The following is a 15,773-nucleotide window of genomic DNA, read 5'->3' on the forward strand; positions in this document are numbered from 1 at the left end:
GACGCTCCCCCAGTTATTCAGTTTCAGTCCAGTATAGGGTATAAGAAAAAAACAGGCCTTGTCTACGGAAATATTTGGGGGCGCGAAACGTTATCACGCGAGCCCTTTGATTTATTTGCTGTGCATCTTGAACTCCAGAAACAGCTCGTTATAATGGGCGAGCATCCGCTTGCCGAGGTTGTCGTACACCTCCAGCTTGGAGAGCAGCTCCTCGTCCGGATAAAAGCGCTTGTCCCCCGATATTTCCTCGGGCAGCAGCGCGAGCGCGTCCTTGTTCGGCGTCGAGTAGCCGACATACTCCGCGTTGCGGGCCGCATGTTCCGGATCGAGCATGAAGTTGATAAACGCGTGAGCGGCCGGGAGGTTGCGCGCCGTCTTCGGAATGACCATGTTGTCGAACCAGACGTTCGACCCCTCCTCCGGCACGACGTAGTCGAGCTTTTCGTTTTCGCTGATGATTTCGGAAGCGTCGCCCGACCAGACAAGGCCCACGGCCGCTTCTTCGCCCGCAAGCAGCATCTTGATCTCGTCCCCGACCAGCGCCTTGACGTTGGGCGTAAGCCGCTCCAGCTTCCGCTTCGCCTCCTGCAGATGCTCTTCGTTCGTGTCGTTCAGCGAGTAGCCGAGGCTGTTCAGCCCCATGCCGATCACTTCCCGCGCGCCGTCCACGAGCAAAATCTGATTGCGCAGATCCGGATCCCACAGCTCGTTCCAGCTGCGGAACGTCTTGCCGCCGACAAGCTCCGGGTTGTACACGATGCCGACGGTTCCCCAGAAATACGGCACCGAGTACACATTGCCCGGATCGAACGACAAATCCATAAACCGCGGATCGATATGCGACAGATTCGGAATTTGCGCGTGATCGATCGGCAGCAGCAGCCCCTCTTCCCTCATCTTGCTGATGGCGTAGTCGGAAGGAACCGCAATGTCGAACGTCGTCCCGCCCTGCGCGATCTTGGTCAGCATCGCTTCGTTGGAGTCGAACGTCTGGTAGATCACTTTGACGCCGGTCTCCTGCTCGAATTCGGCGATCAGCTCCGGATCGATGTAGTCTCCCCAGTTATAAACCGTAAGCGTATTGCCGCCCGAGTAGCCCTGCTCCGAATTAAGCACCGAGGTGACGTACATGAGCGCCAATGCGATGGCGATGACGGCGATAAACGCGCGCACAAGCTGCTTCATCGGTTTTGCCCCCCTTCCGCCGGCCGGCTGTTGCGCAGGCTGATCAGATAGTAGCCGATGACAAGCGCGATCGTAACCAGGAACAGCAGCGTCGACAAGGCGTTGATGGACAGCGACACGCCCTGCCGCGCCCGCGAGTAAATCTCGACGGACAAGGTCGAGAACCCGTTGCCGGTCACGAAGAACGTGACGGCGAAATCATCCAGCGAATACGTCAGCGCCATGAAAAAGCCGGCAAAAATCCCCGGCCGGATGACCGGCAGCACCACCTTGGTCAGCACGCCCCATCCGCTTGCGCCCAAATCCCGGGCCGCATCGAGCAGCGACGGGTTCATCTCCTGCAGCTTCGGGAGCACCATCAGCACGACGATCGGCACGCTGAAGGCGATGTGGGCCACCAGCACCGAGATGAATCCGAGCTGAAGACCGATCATCGTGAACAAAATCAGAAACGACGCGCCGATGACGACGTCCGGGCTGACGATCAGCACGTTGTTGAGCGACAGCAGCGCGTTGCGGGACTGCTGCCTGCGCACCCGGTAAATCGCCAAAGCGCCGATGACGCCCAGCACGGTCGAAATGGCGGAGGAAAACAGCGCGATCACCAGCGTGTTGAGCACGATGATCAAAAGCCGCACGTCCGAAAACACTTCCCCGTACCATTCCAGCGTAAACCCTTCATAGCCGTGCATCGTGCCGCCGCTGTTGAAGGAGTAGACGACCAGATAAAGAATCGGAGCATACAAAATCGCAAACACGACAAACAGATATAAACCGCTCCAAGAACGTTTGCCGGCCGGGTTCATCGGATGCTCCCCCTTCCCTGTCCGGTAACGACCATAATCAGCGCCATGATGATGACGAGAAACACCGCGATCGTCGCGCCCATGCCCCAGTCCATCGTCACGAGAAAATGCTGCTCGATCGCCGTGCCGAGCGTAATGACGCGGTTGCCGGCGATCAGCCGGGTAAGCATAAAGAGCGACAGGGCCGGGATAAAGACCGCCTGGCAGCCGGCCTTCACGCCGCCGAGGGTGAGCGGGAAGATGACGCGGCGGAACGTCGTCCAGGCCGACGCCCCCAAATCCCGGGCCGCATGGATCAACGACTTGTTCATTTCCTCAAGCGAGTTGAAGATCGGCAAAATCATGAACGGGATGAAAATGTAAACCGCCACGAACACGAAGCTGAAATCGGTAAACAAAATTTGCTTGCGGCCGATCCCGATGGTCTCCAGCAGGGCGTTCGCAAGCCCGTAGGTGCCGAACAGGCCGATGAAGGCGTACGCTTTGAGCAGCAGATTCACCCAACTGGGCAAAATGATCAGCAGAAGCCAAAGCTGCTTGTGCTTCGTGCGCGTAAGAATGAGCGCCGTCGGATAAGCGACCAGCAGCGAAAACAGCGTAATCAGCAGCGCATACCAGAACGAGCTGAGCGCCATCTTCAAATAAACCGGCGTAAAAAACTTGGCGTAGTTGTCGAGCGTAAAGCCTCCTTCAATGTCATGAAAGGAGTAGTACACGATCAGGGCGATGGGCGCGACGACAAACAGCGCGATCCAAGCCAGATACGGAATCAGATAGTAGTTTCGGGCGTTACTTCGCATGGTTCACCTCGGCGAAGGCTTCGAGCCTTCTGTCGAAATCCTCCTCGGTTTCGCCGAACCGCATGACGTGAATCGCCTCGGGGCCGAAGCGCAGCCCGATTTCGTCGCCGACCTTCACGCTTCGCGTCGAATGGACAAGCCAGCGGTTGCCCGAGCGGTCGCGGCCGACAATTTCGTAATGAACCCCGCGGAACAGCTGGGACTCGACGCGCACCTTCAGCTTGCCCTCTTCGGGAGAGACGACCTCCAGGTCCTCCGGCCGGATGACGATTTCCACCAGCTCGTTCGGCAGAAAGCCGCCGTCTACGCAATCGAATTCGCTTCCGCCGAATTCCACCCGGTAGTCGCGGATCATTTTCCCTTCCAGGATGTTGGATTCGCCGATAAAATCGGCCACGAAGCGGTTGATCGGCTCGTCGTAAATGTCGATCGGCGTGCCGCTTTGCTGAATGCGGCCTTTGTTGAGCACGTAGATTTCATCCGACATGGCCAGCGCTTCTTCCTGGTCGTGCGTGACGAAAACAAACGTGATCCCCAGCCGGCGCTGCAGTTCGCGCAGCTCGACCTGCATCTCCGTGCGCAGCTTCAGGTCGAGCGCCGACAGCGGCTCGTCCAGAAGCAGCACGTCCGGCTCGTTCACGATCGCCCGGGCGATCGCCACCCGCTGCCGCTGGCCGCCCGACATTTCGCTGATTTTCCGGTTTTCGTAGCCGACGAGGTTCACGAACCGCAGCGCCTCGCTTACCTTGGCTTGGATCACGTCCTTTTTCAGCTTTTTGATCCGAAGCCCGAACGCCACGTTTTCGAATACGTTCAGATGCGGAAACAGCGCGTAATCCTGAAAAACCGTATTGACCCGGCGCTTATTGGCCGGGACGCCGTTCATCGGAACGTCGCCGATGTAGACGGTTCCTTCCGTTGGATCGGCGAATCCCGCGATCAGCCGCAGAATCGTCGTTTTGCCGCAGCCGGACGGACCCAGCAGCGTATAAAATTTGCCGGGCTGAAGCTCGAAGCTCACCTTGTCCAGCACGACATCCTCCGGGCCGTAGCGCATCGTCACTTGGTCAAAACGGATAATCGCGTCGTCCTTCATTTTTCAACCTCCGATCCGGGTCCGGCTGTGGCGCAGCCTCCCCTTTTCCGATCTATGCTCATGCCTTTTGTATCCAAATTTAATACAAGACGGTTTAAGTGTACGCACGATTTCAACAAGATTCAACTATTTTTTCGGAGCACCGGCGCCGTCCGGCCGATCATCCGCCACCCTATGGATCGCGCTTCGCATGACCGCCGGCCGATCATCCGTTGCCCCCGCAGATCGCGCCTCGCATGGTCCGTCGGCCGGATTTCCGCCGTATCGCCAACTCCGCCGCCCCGGCAAGTCCAACCGTCCGCAATGGGGAGGGCTGGCGCGGCAAGGTACTCGTGCTGCCATTTGCGACGGACCTTACATCCGCTATTTGGCCTCATTGGCACAAAATCGCGCCCCTTTCGGACACAGGGTTCGTTATTTCGGCTGATGGGTCAAAAATAACGCCTGGCAGGCTGAAATAACGGAACGGGTGTCAGGATTGCCTGGCTTTGGGTTGTTTTCGGGCAAACTAGCGGAACGACGGTCCGCCGGATCCTCGCGCCGGTGTCTGCCGACACGAAAAAAGCCCGCCGAATCCCTCCATGGATCCGACGGACTTTTCATTGCTTTCCCGCGCAGCCCTTGCGCCGGCCGTTCACGCTCTCCTTACACCTTGTACGCCTTCATCGCCTTGAGCAGCTCCTTGATGGTAGGCCGCTTGCCGTACATTAAGATGCCGGTGCGGTAAATTTTGGCCGACAGCCATCCGAGAAGGCCGGTCGTCGCCAGAAGCAGTACGATGGAGAGGGTCGTCTCCCACCAAAGCGGATCGGAAAGACCGATGCGCAGAAACATGAGAAACGGAGCGAAAAACGGAACAAACGAGCAGACGACGACAAGCGGGCTATCCGGATTGCTGAGGCCGTAAATCGCGATGTAGAAGCCGATCAGCATCAGCATCGAGACCGGCATGACGACCTGATTCATGTCCTCCGTCCGGCTGGCCATCGAGCCCAGCGCGGCGAACAAGGTCGCGAACAGGAAATAGCCGGCCAGATAGAAGAACACCGCAAAGACGAGCAGCAACGGGTCGATCGAATCCAGCCGGATGCCGAACGAAGCGAAGGCGTCTTTGTTTTGCGGAAGCGACAGGTTCGCCGCCAATACCGCGCCGAGCACGACCAATTGCGTCAGCCCCGCGATGAACGTGCCGATGATTTTGCCGAACATTTGCTTCAGGGGCGCGACGCTGGTGACGAGAATTTCCATGACCCGCGAGCTTTTCTCCGCCGTAATTTCGGTCGCGATCATCGTGCCTGTAATCATAATGGCCATAAAGAGCAGAATGATAATAACGTAAGTCAGGCCGATCGCGGTTGCCTGTTCTTCCACCGATTTGCCCGTTCCCTCGTCTTCGCTCAGCGAAATTTGCACGGATGTCAGGGAAACCGGCGCAAACAGCTTCTTCTGCTGGGACTCCGTCAGCTTGGCGTCGGAGACCGCAATGTTCGTCTTGACCATCTGCAAGGCTCCCTGCAGCGCTTGCGACGTGGAGGACTCCAGCAACTTCTCCGAGCTGTACGTCACGTCGGGAAAGCCGACTTCGGCATTTTCCTTAAAGGTGATGTACCCCTTGATTTTCCCTTCCTTGATCGCCTGCTTCAGCGCTTCGATGTCGGAATCTTCCGAGCCTGTCGGCGGAATCGCGACCAGCGCGACATCGGGCTCTTCCTGCCCGGCGAAGTAGTCGGCCAAGCCCTGCGTAATCTCGCTGTGCTGCCCTTCGATATATCCGACTTTGGTCGGTTCGCTGTTGCCGGTAAGCTTCTGGATCAGGTAAGGCGCGTTCGCTCCGAGCGCCATCAGAAGGGCGATGATCAGCGTCGTAATGATATACGATTTGCTGTAAAGCTTGTTGCGGATCGTAAATTTCATGACGGTCAGCATGCTATTCATGACGATCACCCACCGTTCGGATAAAGATTTCGTTCAGCGTCGGCTCGAGCAGCTCGAACCGGCGAATCGGCCCCTGGGAGAGCGCGTGCTGCAAAATGCGCTGGGCGGTCTCCGGTTCCCGGATGCGCAAGTCGTAGCTGCCGTTTTCCAGCCGGGCGACGGAGACGACGCCGGGGATCCGTTCCAATCCCTCGATCGGGCGGTCGGCCGCAAGCGCCACCCGCTCCTGCGGGAACCGGGACTTGATTTCCTTGATCGAGCCCTGCAGCACCGGGTTCGAGCGATGCAGGATGGTGATGTTGCGGCACAGCTCCTCCACATGCTCCATCCGGTGCGTGGAAAACAGAATGCTTGTGCCCTGGTCGCGCAGCTCCTTGACCGTCGACTTGAGCAGCTCCACGTTGACGGGATCGAGGCCGCTGAACGCCTCGTCCAGAATGACGATGCGCGGGCGGTGAATGACGGCCGCGATAAACTGGATCTTCTGCTGGTTGCCCTTCGACAGCTCCTCGACCTTCTTGTTGTAATACTCGGATATTTCGAACTTTTCGAGCCAGCGCTTCAGGTTCGCGTCCGCATCTTTGCGCGACATGCCGCGAAGCTGCGCAAGATAGATGATTTGGTCGCTCACCTTGATCTTCGGATACATGCCTCTCTCTTCGGGCAAATAGCCGAGCATGCGCAACTGCTCCTGGCTGTAGGGCTTCCCGAAATATCGGATCGAACCCTCATCCGGCAGGATCAGCCCGAGCACCATCCTCATTGTCGTCGTCTTGCCGGCGCCGTTGGCTCCGAGCAAGCCGTAAATTTCCCCTTCCGCCACCTCGAACCCGAGTCCGTTCACGGCCGTTTTGTCTCCGTAATGCTTGACGACGCGTTCCACCACTAGCGGTTTCATCGTGTTCTCTCCTCCCTGCGAATTAAACAGCCAAGAATGTCTTCCAGTTCCATCCGCTGAACGGACAAAATCCGGCAGCCCTGGTCCTGGCAGCATGCCTGCGTCTCGCCGGCCTTGTCGGTCTCCAGCCGGTACAGGCCGGGAGCGGCTTCCGCCCAGCCCTGCAGCCCCGGCAGCTTCCGAAGCCAGTCGGAACCGGCTTCCGCCGCAGGCTGAACGACCAGCGAGCGCCACTCGTCGAACAGCTGATCCTTCTCGTAGCAGCCAAGAACCTTGCCCCTGTGCATAAACAGAATGCAATCGGCCAGCCGCTTCACCTCCTCGGTAATGTGGGAAGCGATGATCAGCGTCCGGTCGCCTTGCTCCATGAACCGATGCAGCTCCTCGAGCATCGTTTTCCAAGCGAAGGGATCGAGTCCGGACGAAGGCTCGTCGAGAATAAGCAGCTCGGGATTATGCGCCATCGCGCAGGCAAGCTCCACCTTGCGCCGCATGCCCTTGGAAAGCTTGCGCAGCTTGCCGCGGGCCTGATCGGCATCGAAGCTGCGCAGCAGCTTCCGGTACCGCTCCCAGTCCCACCCGGGATACCAGTTCGCGGCAAATTTCGCCTTCTCCTCCGGCGTCAACGCATCCTCGTACGCATGCGGCAGCTCCGCCACAAACCCGATGCGCGCCTTCACTTCTTCATCCCTGACGTTGTCCATCGGCTCGCCCAGCAGCTCAACCCGGCCTTCGCAGGGCTCCAGCTTCAGCAGCACGCGAAGCAGCGTGCTCTTGCCCGACCCGTTCGGTCCGACGATCGCCGTCACCAGCCCCCTCGGAATCTCGAGGTCGACCGGACCGAACGCAAAGCCGTCCCGGCGGACCGCAACGCCGCTCAGCGATGCGGCCGCGTCGGTATAGACCATCGCGTTCATTCGGATTCTCCTCCCTCCTGCGGATAATGCTTGCGGACAATATCCCGGAAAATCGCCTCCAGCTCTTCCTGCGAACAGCGATGCTGCAGCCCGGCTTCCACCGCCCGCTCGAACGCTTCGATGACCCGGTCGAGCCGGTGCCCGGCTTTGGCCTGTTCGTCCACTTTGGCGACAAAAGTTCCCGTCCCCTGCCGGGTTCGCAGCAGTCCTTCGCTCTCCAGGTCCTGGTATACCCGGCGCACCGTAATGACGCTGCATTTGAGCGAAGCGGCGAGTTCCCGTATGGAAGGAAGCAGGGCCCCTTCTTCCAGCTGCCCGTTCAAAATGAGTCCCCGCAATTGCGATTCGATCTGATGATAGAGCGGTTCCGGACGGTTCTCGTCAATTTGAATGGGGATCCACACAAAGTCACCTCATTCCCTACGTTGCTGCATACTCTTGGTGCCTTAAGTTTTCCTAAAACGTATATCGTCTACGCCTCATCCGCTCCATCGTCAGCCGGCTGCCGATCCGCGCCGCAAGGGCCGCCGCGACCCAGACGGCTAAGACGCATATAACCGGATGCCGCTGAACGGCCCGCACCACGTCCAGGAAGAGGCTCTCATGCGCGAGGCCGAGCGCAATTCCGGCCGCTCCCATCGCCGCCGTGTAGGCCGCGTAATAGAGCACGAACGTCTTGCCCGAGCATCCAAGCTCCAGATAGATGTAGAACGTTTGCACGAACATCCCGTAACCGATCCAGACCAGTCCCGCCGCGATCCATTGCCCAATTCCGGCCAGCTTCTGAAGGTCGGTTGACACGATAAACTGCCATGCCAGAAACATGCCCCCGGCCAGAAACTGCATCAGCAGGCTCTGCGCATACCGCGCGCCGACGATCGCCGCGACCGGAACGGGCATCGTGCGGAAGTGGGCAATCCGCTTCGTGAACGGATCGTGGCGCCAATAATGAAAAACGGTGCGATGCATCAGACATCCGAACAGCGGAAAAGAAAAGAGGTACACCCAGTCGCGCATCCCGCTCATGAACACGGCCGGTTCGCCATTCGCTCCGGGGTGGACCGTAAAGACGAAGACGATGCCGAAGTATAAAGCGAAAAGGGGCGTGGCAACCACGCCGAACCACTCCCGCTTCATTTCAAACACGAAGACGGTCCGAACCGCTTGTAAGCCTCGCATTCTGCTCTCTCCCGCAATGGTAGTCAGTGTTTATGTGTGTATATCCATATACACAGCATAATCACAGTTCCTTTTCCTGTCAACTTGAAGACCGGGCCGGAATCCGTTATCGTGTAAGCATGCAGCAGCAGAGAGGAAGAATCGCGTTGAACAGAAAAACGAGCAAGCCTGCGGGCCATAACGGCCCTACAAAGGCGTTCACCGTCCGGACCGAAGGCGAACTGCTCCCCTTCTTGCGGGAAATGCTGTCCCATCAGGGCCGCAACGCCGTCAAGTCCATCCTTGCCCGCGGTCAGGTGTCGGTCGACGGCCGCGTGGAAACGGCCTACAACCTGCCGCTTCGGCCGGGCCAGAAGGTAGAAGTGAATCTGAAGAAGACCGCCCCACCGCCCCGCCTGTTCGGGCTGTCCATCGTTTATGAAGACGACGACGTGATCGTCGTTCATAAAGAAGCCGGGCTGCTCTCCATCTCCGCAGGTCAAGACGGCGAACTGACCGCGTACCGGCAGTTAATGGAGCACGTCCGCGCCCAACATCCGAAAAACCGCATATTCATCGTGCACAGGCTCGACCGGGACACTTCCGGTCTCATGCTGTTCGCCAAAAGCGAAAGCGTTCAGCAAACGCTGCAAAACAACTGGCGGGACATGGTCAAGGAACGCGTGTATGTAGCTCTGGTGGAAGGGCAAGTCAAACAGAAGGAAGGCGTCATTGAATCGTGGCTTAAAGAGAACAGGGCGATGAAGATGTACTCGAGCCCGAGGCCGGGAGACGGCCAGCATGCGGTAACCCGCTATAAGGTGCTGCATGCCGACCGAAACTTCAGCTTACTGGAAGTCAGGCTGGAGACGGGGCGCAAAAATCAGATCCGCGTGCACATGCAGGATTTGGGCCATCCGATCGTCGGGGACAAGAAATACGGGGCGAGGTCGAGAGCCATCGGCCGGCTGGGGCTGCACGCCAGAGTGCTTGCGTTTGCGCATCCCGTATCCGGAGAAACGATGCGTTTTCAAACGCCGGTTCCTTCCTTGTTTTACAAGGTGTTCAAATCGGCCGAGTAAGTTTTTTGCTGAAAGGCCGGGCATATAAAAAAGCCGCGTTTGGAATCCTAATCCCTGATTCCAGTCGAAAATGGAGGGAACCGCTCATGGAGAAACGTCAAAACCGCCCGTCCAAGGCCGAAGTTCAGACGACCAAGTTAAACAAGATCCCCGTTCCGGGCGAAGGAACCGACGATACGGAGTTTTCCGCGGAAGAAGCGGCCGAGGCGTTCAAGCAGAACCGTTCCGCCGATCGGAACGCATTCGCCTCCAACCGCCAGGAGAACGCAGAAGGTTCGGAAACGCGCTAAATGGCGATCATGGCAAAAAAGCTGCTCCGCAAGGCGAACCCGCCTTCGGAACAGCCTTTTCCCCTTTCGAACCCTTGATCCGCTCAGCCGAAAATCGCGTCGATGACCGGTTTCGTATGGCCGCCCGGATACATCAGGTAGAGCAGCACGTAAACGGTGATACCGGTGATCGCGGTGATAAACCAAACGACCGAGGTCACGCGTCCCCATTTCCGGTGTTTGCCGAAATTTTGGCGGAACGCCAGCGTCAGCGTCGTGAGGCCGAACACGGCGGCAACCGTTGCCAGCACGATATGAAAGATCAGGAACACCTGATAAACCGTCTTCAGGCTTTCCGGTCCGCCCCAGGTCGTATTGCCGATAAAGATCGTCCGGGACACGTAAATGATAAAGAACAACAGCGCGGCCACCGCGGCCACGAGCATCGTTTTCTCGTGCGCGTTCCGCTTGCCGACGATGATAAGCCGCCAGCCGATCGCAACGAGAATCGCGCTTATCGCAATGAGGCTTGTGCTGATCGTTGGAAAAATTTCGTACCAGGTCATGTCCCGATTCTCCCGCTCAAAATAAGGTAACAACTGACTCCATTTTACCTTCCCGCCGGACGTTCAGCAAATGTTCGAACGTTTCTTCACACATTGTTCAAACGTCCCGAAGCCGAGCGATCGAGCGCCGGGTCTTCCTCCTGCGCCCTTTCCTTGCGGAACCATTGCATGAACACGGCATAAAGCGCCCAAATGTTGATAAACTCCTGAAGCAGCTTCATAATGATGCCGCCAAGCTGTTGGTCCTCCCGGCCCGTCATCAGGTTAAAGAACGCGGGACCCTGGAACTTCTCGAGCAGTCTGCCCGGATCGCCGGAGACGCAATAACCCATGGCCTTCGCCCAGACCTGCGGATCGTTGTATACCGCAAACAAGGGCTCGCCCGCAAAAATGATCAGCACGCAGGCGGGCGTAAGCAGCAAGCCGTTGGCGAAAATATAGCCGAGCTTGCGCAGGGACGTAAGCCTCGACCATTCCGGAACCGGGCACTGGACATGCCACCAGTTCAATAAGGCGGCTGCAAGCAGCAGCACGTAGAAGGAACCGTGGATGAAGTAACGGACCATAATCCAGTCGTGAATATCCGGCATGTGGTAAAACGAAAACAGCAAATTGAAGGCGAACAAGCCGAACAGCGGATTGGCGAGAAAACGCAGCGGCCGCCAGAACTTGCGGTCGAATGCCCATCGCCACAGCCATCCCGGAATCCCGTACAGCAGCATCGGCGGCACGGCAATATAGGAAATCGCCATATCGGACATATGGAACGTGAACATCAGATGTCCCAGCAGACTAAGCGGTCCCCCATGCACAAGGTAAAGCAGCAGGATGGCGAAATAGAAAACGGCCTGCCTGCCGATCGGCACCGCTTCCCCGCCGAACCATCCCCTCCACGGACCGACGACAAAGGCGTACAGCGTTGCGACCAGCAACATGAAGATCATAAAAAAAGGACTCCACAAGTCGCTGAACGAAAAGTATTCCAATCCCTGCATCCCGATCCCTCCTTTCACCGGACGCGCAAAAATGGAAAAAAAGAGGCGGAACGACGGCCGCCTCTTTGCAGTTTAACCTGTTACGATTACCACCATACCCAATATAAGGCCATGATGACCATCAAGAACACCACAAAACATCCGGACACGATCCCGATAATCGGGAACAAATGCCCTTTATCCTTCATGTGCATCCAGAAAGCCAACTGGACAAACACCTGAACGATGGCCATGGCCACAAGGATGATGTAGGTAAAGGTAGTGTTAATTTCGCCGGCGGCGACCGCGGCAAACGCGATAACCGTCAGCGCCAGAGACAGGATAAACGCAACGATATGCTTTTGCGGGCCTTCCGTTCTATGACGCTTCGCGCCGCCTTCGGAAGTCGAATGATGGCTCGACATGGGCTTAACCTACCTTTCCCATCAAATATACAACGGTGAAGATGAACACCCATACGACGTCGATGAAGTGCCAGTAAATCGCCGATACGTAAATTTTCGGAGCGGTGACGACGGTCAGGCCTTTCTTGAAGATTTGCAGAATGAGCAAACCGATCCACAAAACCCCGAACGCCACGTGCGCGCCGTGAAAACCGACCAGCGTATAGAACGAGGAGCTGAACGCGCTCGTCGTCATCTTGTGGCCTTCGCTGACGTAGGTGTTGAATTCGTAAATTTCGAGGCCGAGAAACGCCAGGCCGAGCACGATCGTGGCGATCAGCCAGCCGACCATTTCCTTGACCTTGTGGCGGTGCATCGCCTGAACGGCGAACACGCTCATGAGACTGGAAGTCAACAGGATCATCGTCGCGGCGAAGACCATCGGCAGTTCGAACAGATGCTGCGGGCTCGGCCCGTCTCCGATATTGTGACGAAGCGCAAGGAACGCCGAGAACAGGGTGCCGAACAGCGCGGTTTCCGCGCCGAGGAACAGCCAGAAGCCGAGGATTTTGTTGCGGCCTTCCAGCGTCGCCTTCTCCGGCTCGTGAGGCAGTTGGCCTTCTGCGTGTTGATGCGTGCTCATGCGGTCACCCCTTTCTCCTGTTCATGCTCTTCGATATGGAAACCATGGTCGTCAAATACCGAACGCAGCAGCATGCAAATCAGCGTAACGGCAAGGCCGCCGATGGCGAGGAACAGCTTGTCGTAAATGAACCCGAAGCCCGAGATGAACAGGCCGACGCTCATGAAGAACGGAAGGATCGAAGGAGACGGCATGTGAATCGGTCCCGGCGGCTCTGCCGGCGTCATCGCCTTTTTGCCTTCCATCTTCTCTTTCCACCAAGCGTCGTAGCCGCGGACAAGCGGAATTTGCTTGAAGTTGTACTCCGGCGGCGGCGAAGGAATCGACCATTCGAGCGTACGGCCGTCTTCCCACGGGTCGTTCGCGGCGTTGGGCCGCTTCAACGACGTTACGGCAATGTTGATCAGCATCACGATCGTGGCAATGCCCATCAGGATCGCGCCGATCGTACTGATCAGGTTCATGCCGTTCAAGCCTTGGCCGTCCAGGTACGTCCATACGCGGCGCGGCATCCCCAGAAGACCGAGGAAGTGCTGCACGAAGAACGTCAGGTGGAACCCGATGAAGAAAGTAAAGAACGTGATTTTGCCCAGCGTCTCGTTAAGCAGCCGTCCGAACATCTTCGGCCACCAGTAGAACATGCCGGCGAAAATGCCGAACATCAGACCGCCAACGATAACGTAGTGGAAGTGCGCTACGACGAAGTACGTGTCGTGATACTGGTAGTCGGCCGGCGCGGAAGCCAGCATAACGCCGGTGACGCCGCCCATGACGAACGTCGGAATGAACCCGATGCCGAACAGGGAGGCGGCGGTGAAGCGGATCGAGCCGCCCCACAGCGTAAACAGCCAGTTGAAAATCTTGATGCCGGTCGGCACCGCGATCAGCATCGTCGCGATGGAGAACAGAGCGTTCGCCACCGGGCCGAGACCGGTCGTGAACATGTGGTGCGCCCAGACCATGAAGCCGAGGAAGGCGATCAGGACGGTAGCGAACACCATCGAGCTGTAACCGAACAAGCGCTTGCGCGAAAAGGTGCTGACGACTTCGGAGATGATGCCGAAAGCCGGCAGGATCAGAATGTAAACCTCAGGGTGACCGAACACCCAGAAGATGTGTTCCCACAACACGCCGCTGCCGCCAGCGGCCGTCTCGAAGAAGTTCGCAAAGAACAAACGGTCGAACATCAGCGCAACAAGACCGACGGTAAGTACCGGAAACGCGAAAACGATCAAAGCGGACGTGATGAAAATCGTCCAGGTGAACATCGGCATCCGCATGAAGGACATGCCCGGCGCCCGCATGTTGATGATGGTGGCCATGAAGTTGATGCCGCCGAGCAACGTCCCGATCCCGGCAATCTGCAGACCGAGAACGTAGTAATCGACGCCCGCTCCTTCGCTGTAGGTCGGGCTGGCAAGCGGCACGTAGGACGTCCATCCGGCGTCCGGCACGTGGCCCGTAAACCAGCTGATATTCAGCAGCAGGCCGCCGAAGAAGAAGGTCCAGAAGCCAAGTGCGTTCAGAAACGGAAACGCGACGTCGCGCGCCCCGATTTGCAGCGGGATGACCGCGTTCATCAAGGCGAACAGCAGCGGCATCGCCGCAAGGAAAATCATCGTCGTACCGTGCATCGTGATCAGTTCGTTAAACGTATCGGCGGAAACAAAATTGTTCATCGGCTTGATCAGCTGAATCCGGATCAGAATCGCTTCCAGTCCTCCGATAAGGAAGAACAGCCCACCCGCGATTAAGTACAGGATGCCGATCTTTTTATGGTCGACGGTCGTCAGCCAATCCATTAAGCCCCGATAACGCTTGACTGTGTGCGCATGAGCAGCCAAAGCCGCGTCCCCCTTCATTCACCCGTCATTTAATATTCAAGCTTGTTGTTTGCCAGGTATTCCGCAATTCCTTTAAGCTCGGCATCCGTCAACTCCAGATCCTGAGCTTTGGGCATCATGTTGCCCGGCTTAACCTTCTGAGGATCGGTGATCCATTTGATCAGGTTGTCGACCACAGGCGCTTCGTCGTTGTACAGAATGCCGCCGACCGTCAGCCTGCTTCCGATGCCTGTCAGGTTCGGCGCGCTGGACCCGGTGCTTGTTTCGCCGATTGCGTGGCAGGTCAAGCACTTGTTTTGGAAAGCCGCCTTGACGGCTTCGTCTTTCGGCATTTCAACCGGAGCCTTGATCGCCGCCACCCAGCGGTCGAACGAAGCCTGATCGACCGCTTTGGCCTTGAAGTCCATCAAGCTGTGCGAAGGGCCGCAAAGCTCGGCGCACTTGCCGCGGTAGACGCCCTCTTTGTCGAACTCCAGGTACATCTTGTTCGTCAGGCCGTCGTTGTTGTCCATCTTGCCGCCGATCGACGGAATCCAGAAGGAGTGCTTGACGTCGGCGGTAGTGAGTTCGAACTGGATTTTCTTGCCGGTCGGAACGACAAGCTCCTGAGCGGTGGTTATGCCCAGATCCGGATATTCGAATTCCCACCAATATTGATGGGCCGTTACTTTAACCTTAAGGGCATTCGGATCGTTGGAATAATCCTTGGACAAGCCGAAAACGGTCGAAATCGTCGGCACGCCCAGAATGATCAGCAGGATGATCGGAATAACCGTCCAAATAATTTCAAGCTTATGGTTACCTTCCACCTGCTTCGGAATGCTGTTGTCGCCTTTGCGCCGCCGGTAACGGATCAGCACATAAATACAGATGGTGAAAACCACGAGGACAACCAGCGACATGATGCCGATCGAAATCTTCATCAATTCCAGCTGCTGCCGTGCGACAGGACCTTGCGGGTTCAACGCGGACAGGTCTTCCCGCCCGCAAGCCGAAAGAACCAGCGCCATCCCTGCCATCAGCGGAAGTAACCGCTTCATTACACGCCACCGATTCATCATTTTCAACCCCACTTTGACGTTTTCATAGGCTGCCAATAATAGGAAATCTGGCGGCAGACTACGTGTTGCGCAAGATGTGTGACCAAATTTTGACGTTCGCAATCACTTTAATAACTATAAGGATTCGTGTATCAT

Annotated in this window: 17 protein-coding genes; 2 read left to right on the plus strand and 15 right to left on the minus strand. The window is 57.4% G+C overall.

Going from position 1 to position 15,773, the window contains the following annotated elements:
• Window positions 1–111 precede the first annotated feature (111 nt).
• From F560_RS0110505 to F560_RS0110545, 9 genes are all read right to left on the minus strand, one after another.
• Window positions 112–1,185, minus strand: a complete 1,074-nt coding sequence (locus tag F560_RS0110505) for an ABC transporter substrate-binding protein (RefSeq protein ID WP_019005693.1) — start codon at window positions 1,183–1,185, stop codon at window positions 112–114.
• A complete protein-coding gene (locus tag F560_RS0110510) occupies window positions 1,182–1,991 on the minus strand; it encodes an ABC transporter permease (protein ID WP_019005694.1) in 810 nt (269 codons plus the stop codon). The genes F560_RS0110505 and F560_RS0110510 overlap by 4 nt, the downstream gene beginning before the upstream one ends.
• Complete coding sequence (locus F560_RS0110515) at window positions 1,988–2,791, minus strand: ABC transporter permease (RefSeq protein ID WP_019005695.1); 804 nt, start codon at window positions 2,789–2,791, stop codon at window positions 1,988–1,990. Before F560_RS0110515 ends, F560_RS0110510 begins: the two co-directional genes overlap by 4 nt.
• Window positions 2,781–3,887, minus strand: a complete 1,107-nt coding sequence (locus F560_RS0110520; RefSeq protein ID WP_019005696.1) for an ABC transporter ATP-binding protein — start codon at window positions 3,885–3,887, stop codon at window positions 2,781–2,783. The genes F560_RS0110515 and F560_RS0110520 overlap by 11 nt, the downstream gene beginning before the upstream one ends.
• A gap of 645 nt (window positions 3,888–4,532) precedes the next feature.
• Entirely contained in the window at window positions 4,533–5,822 is a 1,290-nt protein-coding gene (locus F560_RS0110525) for an ABC transporter permease (protein WP_019005697.1), read from the minus strand.
• Window positions 5,815–6,720, minus strand: coding sequence for an ABC transporter ATP-binding protein (locus F560_RS0110530; protein WP_019005698.1), 906 nt, complete (start codon window positions 6,718–6,720; stop codon window positions 5,815–5,817). Before F560_RS0110530 ends, F560_RS0110525 begins: the two co-directional genes overlap by 8 nt.
• The gene (locus tag F560_RS0110535) at window positions 6,717–7,637 is read right to left on the minus strand and encodes an ABC transporter ATP-binding protein (protein ID WP_019005699.1); all 921 of its coding nucleotides are present in this window, start codon (window positions 7,635–7,637) and stop codon (window positions 6,717–6,719) included. The genes F560_RS0110530 and F560_RS0110535 overlap by 4 nt, the downstream gene beginning before the upstream one ends.
• The gene (locus tag F560_RS0110540; RefSeq protein ID WP_019005700.1) at window positions 7,634–8,041 is read right to left on the minus strand and encodes a GntR family transcriptional regulator; all 408 of its coding nucleotides are present in this window, start codon (window positions 8,039–8,041) and stop codon (window positions 7,634–7,636) included. The genes F560_RS0110535 and F560_RS0110540 overlap by 4 nt, the downstream gene beginning before the upstream one ends.
• A 52-nt stretch (window positions 8,042–8,093) precedes the next feature.
• The gene (locus tag F560_RS0110545; RefSeq protein WP_019005701.1) at window positions 8,094–8,816 is read right to left on the minus strand and encodes an ABC-2 transporter permease; all 723 of its coding nucleotides are present in this window, start codon (window positions 8,814–8,816) and stop codon (window positions 8,094–8,096) included.
• Window positions 8,817–8,935: 119 nt separating this feature from the next.
• Between F560_RS0110545 and F560_RS0110550 the strand changes: the two genes are divergently transcribed.
• Both F560_RS0110550 and F560_RS22990 read left to right on the plus strand, forming a co-directional pair.
• Window positions 8,936–9,877, plus strand: coding sequence for an RluA family pseudouridine synthase (locus tag F560_RS0110550; protein ID WP_083932059.1), 942 nt, complete (start codon window positions 8,936–8,938; stop codon window positions 9,875–9,877).
• A gap of 86 nt (window positions 9,878–9,963) precedes the next feature.
• Entirely contained in the window at window positions 9,964–10,167 is a 204-nt protein-coding gene (locus F560_RS22990; protein ID WP_019005703.1) for a hypothetical protein, read from the plus strand.
• Window positions 10,168–10,250: 83 nt separating this feature from the next.
• On the opposite strand, the gene F560_RS0110560 is transcribed toward F560_RS22990, so the two are convergent.
• From F560_RS0110560 to coxB, 6 genes are all read right to left on the minus strand, one after another.
• Complete coding sequence (locus F560_RS0110560) at window positions 10,251–10,712, minus strand: DUF420 domain-containing protein (RefSeq protein ID WP_019005704.1); 462 nt, start codon at window positions 10,710–10,712, stop codon at window positions 10,251–10,253.
• An 86-nt stretch (window positions 10,713–10,798) separates the two neighbouring features.
• Entirely contained in the window at window positions 10,799–11,707 is a 909-nt protein-coding gene (gene ctaG, locus F560_RS0110565) for a cytochrome c oxidase assembly factor CtaG (RefSeq protein ID WP_019005705.1), read from the minus strand.
• A gap of 86 nt (window positions 11,708–11,793) precedes the next feature.
• Window positions 11,794–12,111: a cytochrome C oxidase subunit IV family protein gene (locus tag F560_RS0110570; protein ID WP_019005706.1), complete on the minus strand. Its 318-nt coding sequence runs from the start codon at window positions 12,109–12,111 to the stop codon at window positions 11,794–11,796.
• 4 nt (window positions 12,112–12,115) lie between these two features.
• The gene (locus tag F560_RS0110575; protein WP_019005707.1) at window positions 12,116–12,733 is read right to left on the minus strand and encodes a cytochrome (ubi)quinol oxidase subunit III; all 618 of its coding nucleotides are present in this window, start codon (window positions 12,731–12,733) and stop codon (window positions 12,116–12,118) included.
• Window positions 12,730–14,595 carry a cytochrome c oxidase subunit I gene (gene ctaD / locus F560_RS0110580; protein ID WP_033395993.1) on the minus strand — a complete coding sequence of 622 codons (1,866 nt, stop codon included), beginning with the start codon at window positions 14,593–14,595 and terminating at the stop codon, window positions 12,730–12,732. Before ctaD ends, F560_RS0110575 begins: the two co-directional genes overlap by 4 nt.
• Before the next feature lie 11 nt (window positions 14,596–14,606).
• Window positions 14,607–15,638 carry a cytochrome c oxidase subunit II gene (coxB, locus tag F560_RS0110585; RefSeq protein WP_026298214.1) on the minus strand — a complete coding sequence of 344 codons (1,032 nt, stop codon included), beginning with the start codon at window positions 15,636–15,638 and terminating at the stop codon, window positions 14,607–14,609.
• Window positions 15,639–15,773: the final 135 nt, after the last annotated feature.

It is taken from the genome of Cohnella laeviribosi DSM 21336, assembly GCF_000378425.1.
In the GTDB taxonomy this organism is placed as follows: domain Bacteria; phylum Bacillota; class Bacilli; order Paenibacillales; family Paenibacillaceae; genus Cohnella; species Cohnella laeviribosi.

Excerpts from the sequence above, each read along its gene's own strand:
- F560_RS0110520 (WP_019005696.1), bottom strand. The coding sequence starts at position 3,887 with ATGAAGGACGACGCGATTATCCGTTTTGACCAAGTGACGATGCGCTAC.
- ctaG (WP_019005705.1), bottom strand. The coding sequence starts at position 11,707 with ATGCAGGGATTGGAATACTTTTCGTTCAGCGACTTGTGGAGTCCTTTT.
- F560_RS0110545 (WP_019005701.1), bottom strand. The coding sequence starts at position 8,816 with ATGCGAGGCTTACAAGCGGTTCGGACCGTCTTCGTGTTTGAAATGAAG.
- coxB (WP_026298214.1), bottom strand. The coding sequence starts at position 15,638 with ATGATGAATCGGTGGCGTGTAATGAAGCGGTTACTTCCGCTGATGGCA.
- F560_RS0110530 (WP_019005698.1), bottom strand. The coding sequence starts at position 6,720 with ATGAAACCGCTAGTGGTGGAACGCGTCGTCAAGCATTACGGAGACAAA.
- F560_RS0110550 (WP_083932059.1), top strand. The coding sequence starts at position 8,936 with ATGCAGCAGCAGAGAGGAAGAATCGCGTTGAACAGAAAAACGAGCAAG.
- F560_RS0110570 (WP_019005706.1), bottom strand. The coding sequence starts at position 12,111 with ATGTCGAGCCATCATTCGACTTCCGAAGGCGGCGCGAAGCGTCATAGA.
- ctaD (WP_033395993.1), bottom strand. The coding sequence starts at position 14,595 with ATGAAGGGGGACGCGGCTTTGGCTGCTCATGCGCACACAGTCAAGCGT.
- F560_RS22990 (WP_019005703.1), top strand. The coding sequence starts at position 9,964 with ATGGAGAAACGTCAAAACCGCCCGTCCAAGGCCGAAGTTCAGACGACC.
- F560_RS0110515 (WP_019005695.1), bottom strand. The coding sequence starts at position 2,791 with ATGCGAAGTAACGCCCGAAACTACTATCTGATTCCGTATCTGGCTTGG.
- F560_RS0110575 (WP_019005707.1), bottom strand. The coding sequence starts at position 12,733 with ATGAGCACGCATCAACACGCAGAAGGCCAACTGCCTCACGAGCCGGAG.
- F560_RS0110525 (WP_019005697.1), bottom strand. The coding sequence starts at position 5,822 with ATGAATAGCATGCTGACCGTCATGAAATTTACGATCCGCAACAAGCTT.
- F560_RS0110560 (WP_019005704.1), bottom strand. The coding sequence starts at position 10,712 with ATGACCTGGTACGAAATTTTTCCAACGATCAGCACAAGCCTCATTGCG.
- F560_RS0110510 (WP_019005694.1), bottom strand. The coding sequence starts at position 1,991 with ATGAACCCGGCCGGCAAACGTTCTTGGAGCGGTTTATATCTGTTTGTC.
- F560_RS0110505 (WP_019005693.1), bottom strand. The coding sequence starts at position 1,185 with ATGAAGCAGCTTGTGCGCGCGTTTATCGCCGTCATCGCCATCGCATTG.
- F560_RS0110535 (WP_019005699.1), bottom strand. The coding sequence starts at position 7,637 with ATGAACGCGATGGTCTATACCGACGCGGCCGCATCGCTGAGCGGCGTT.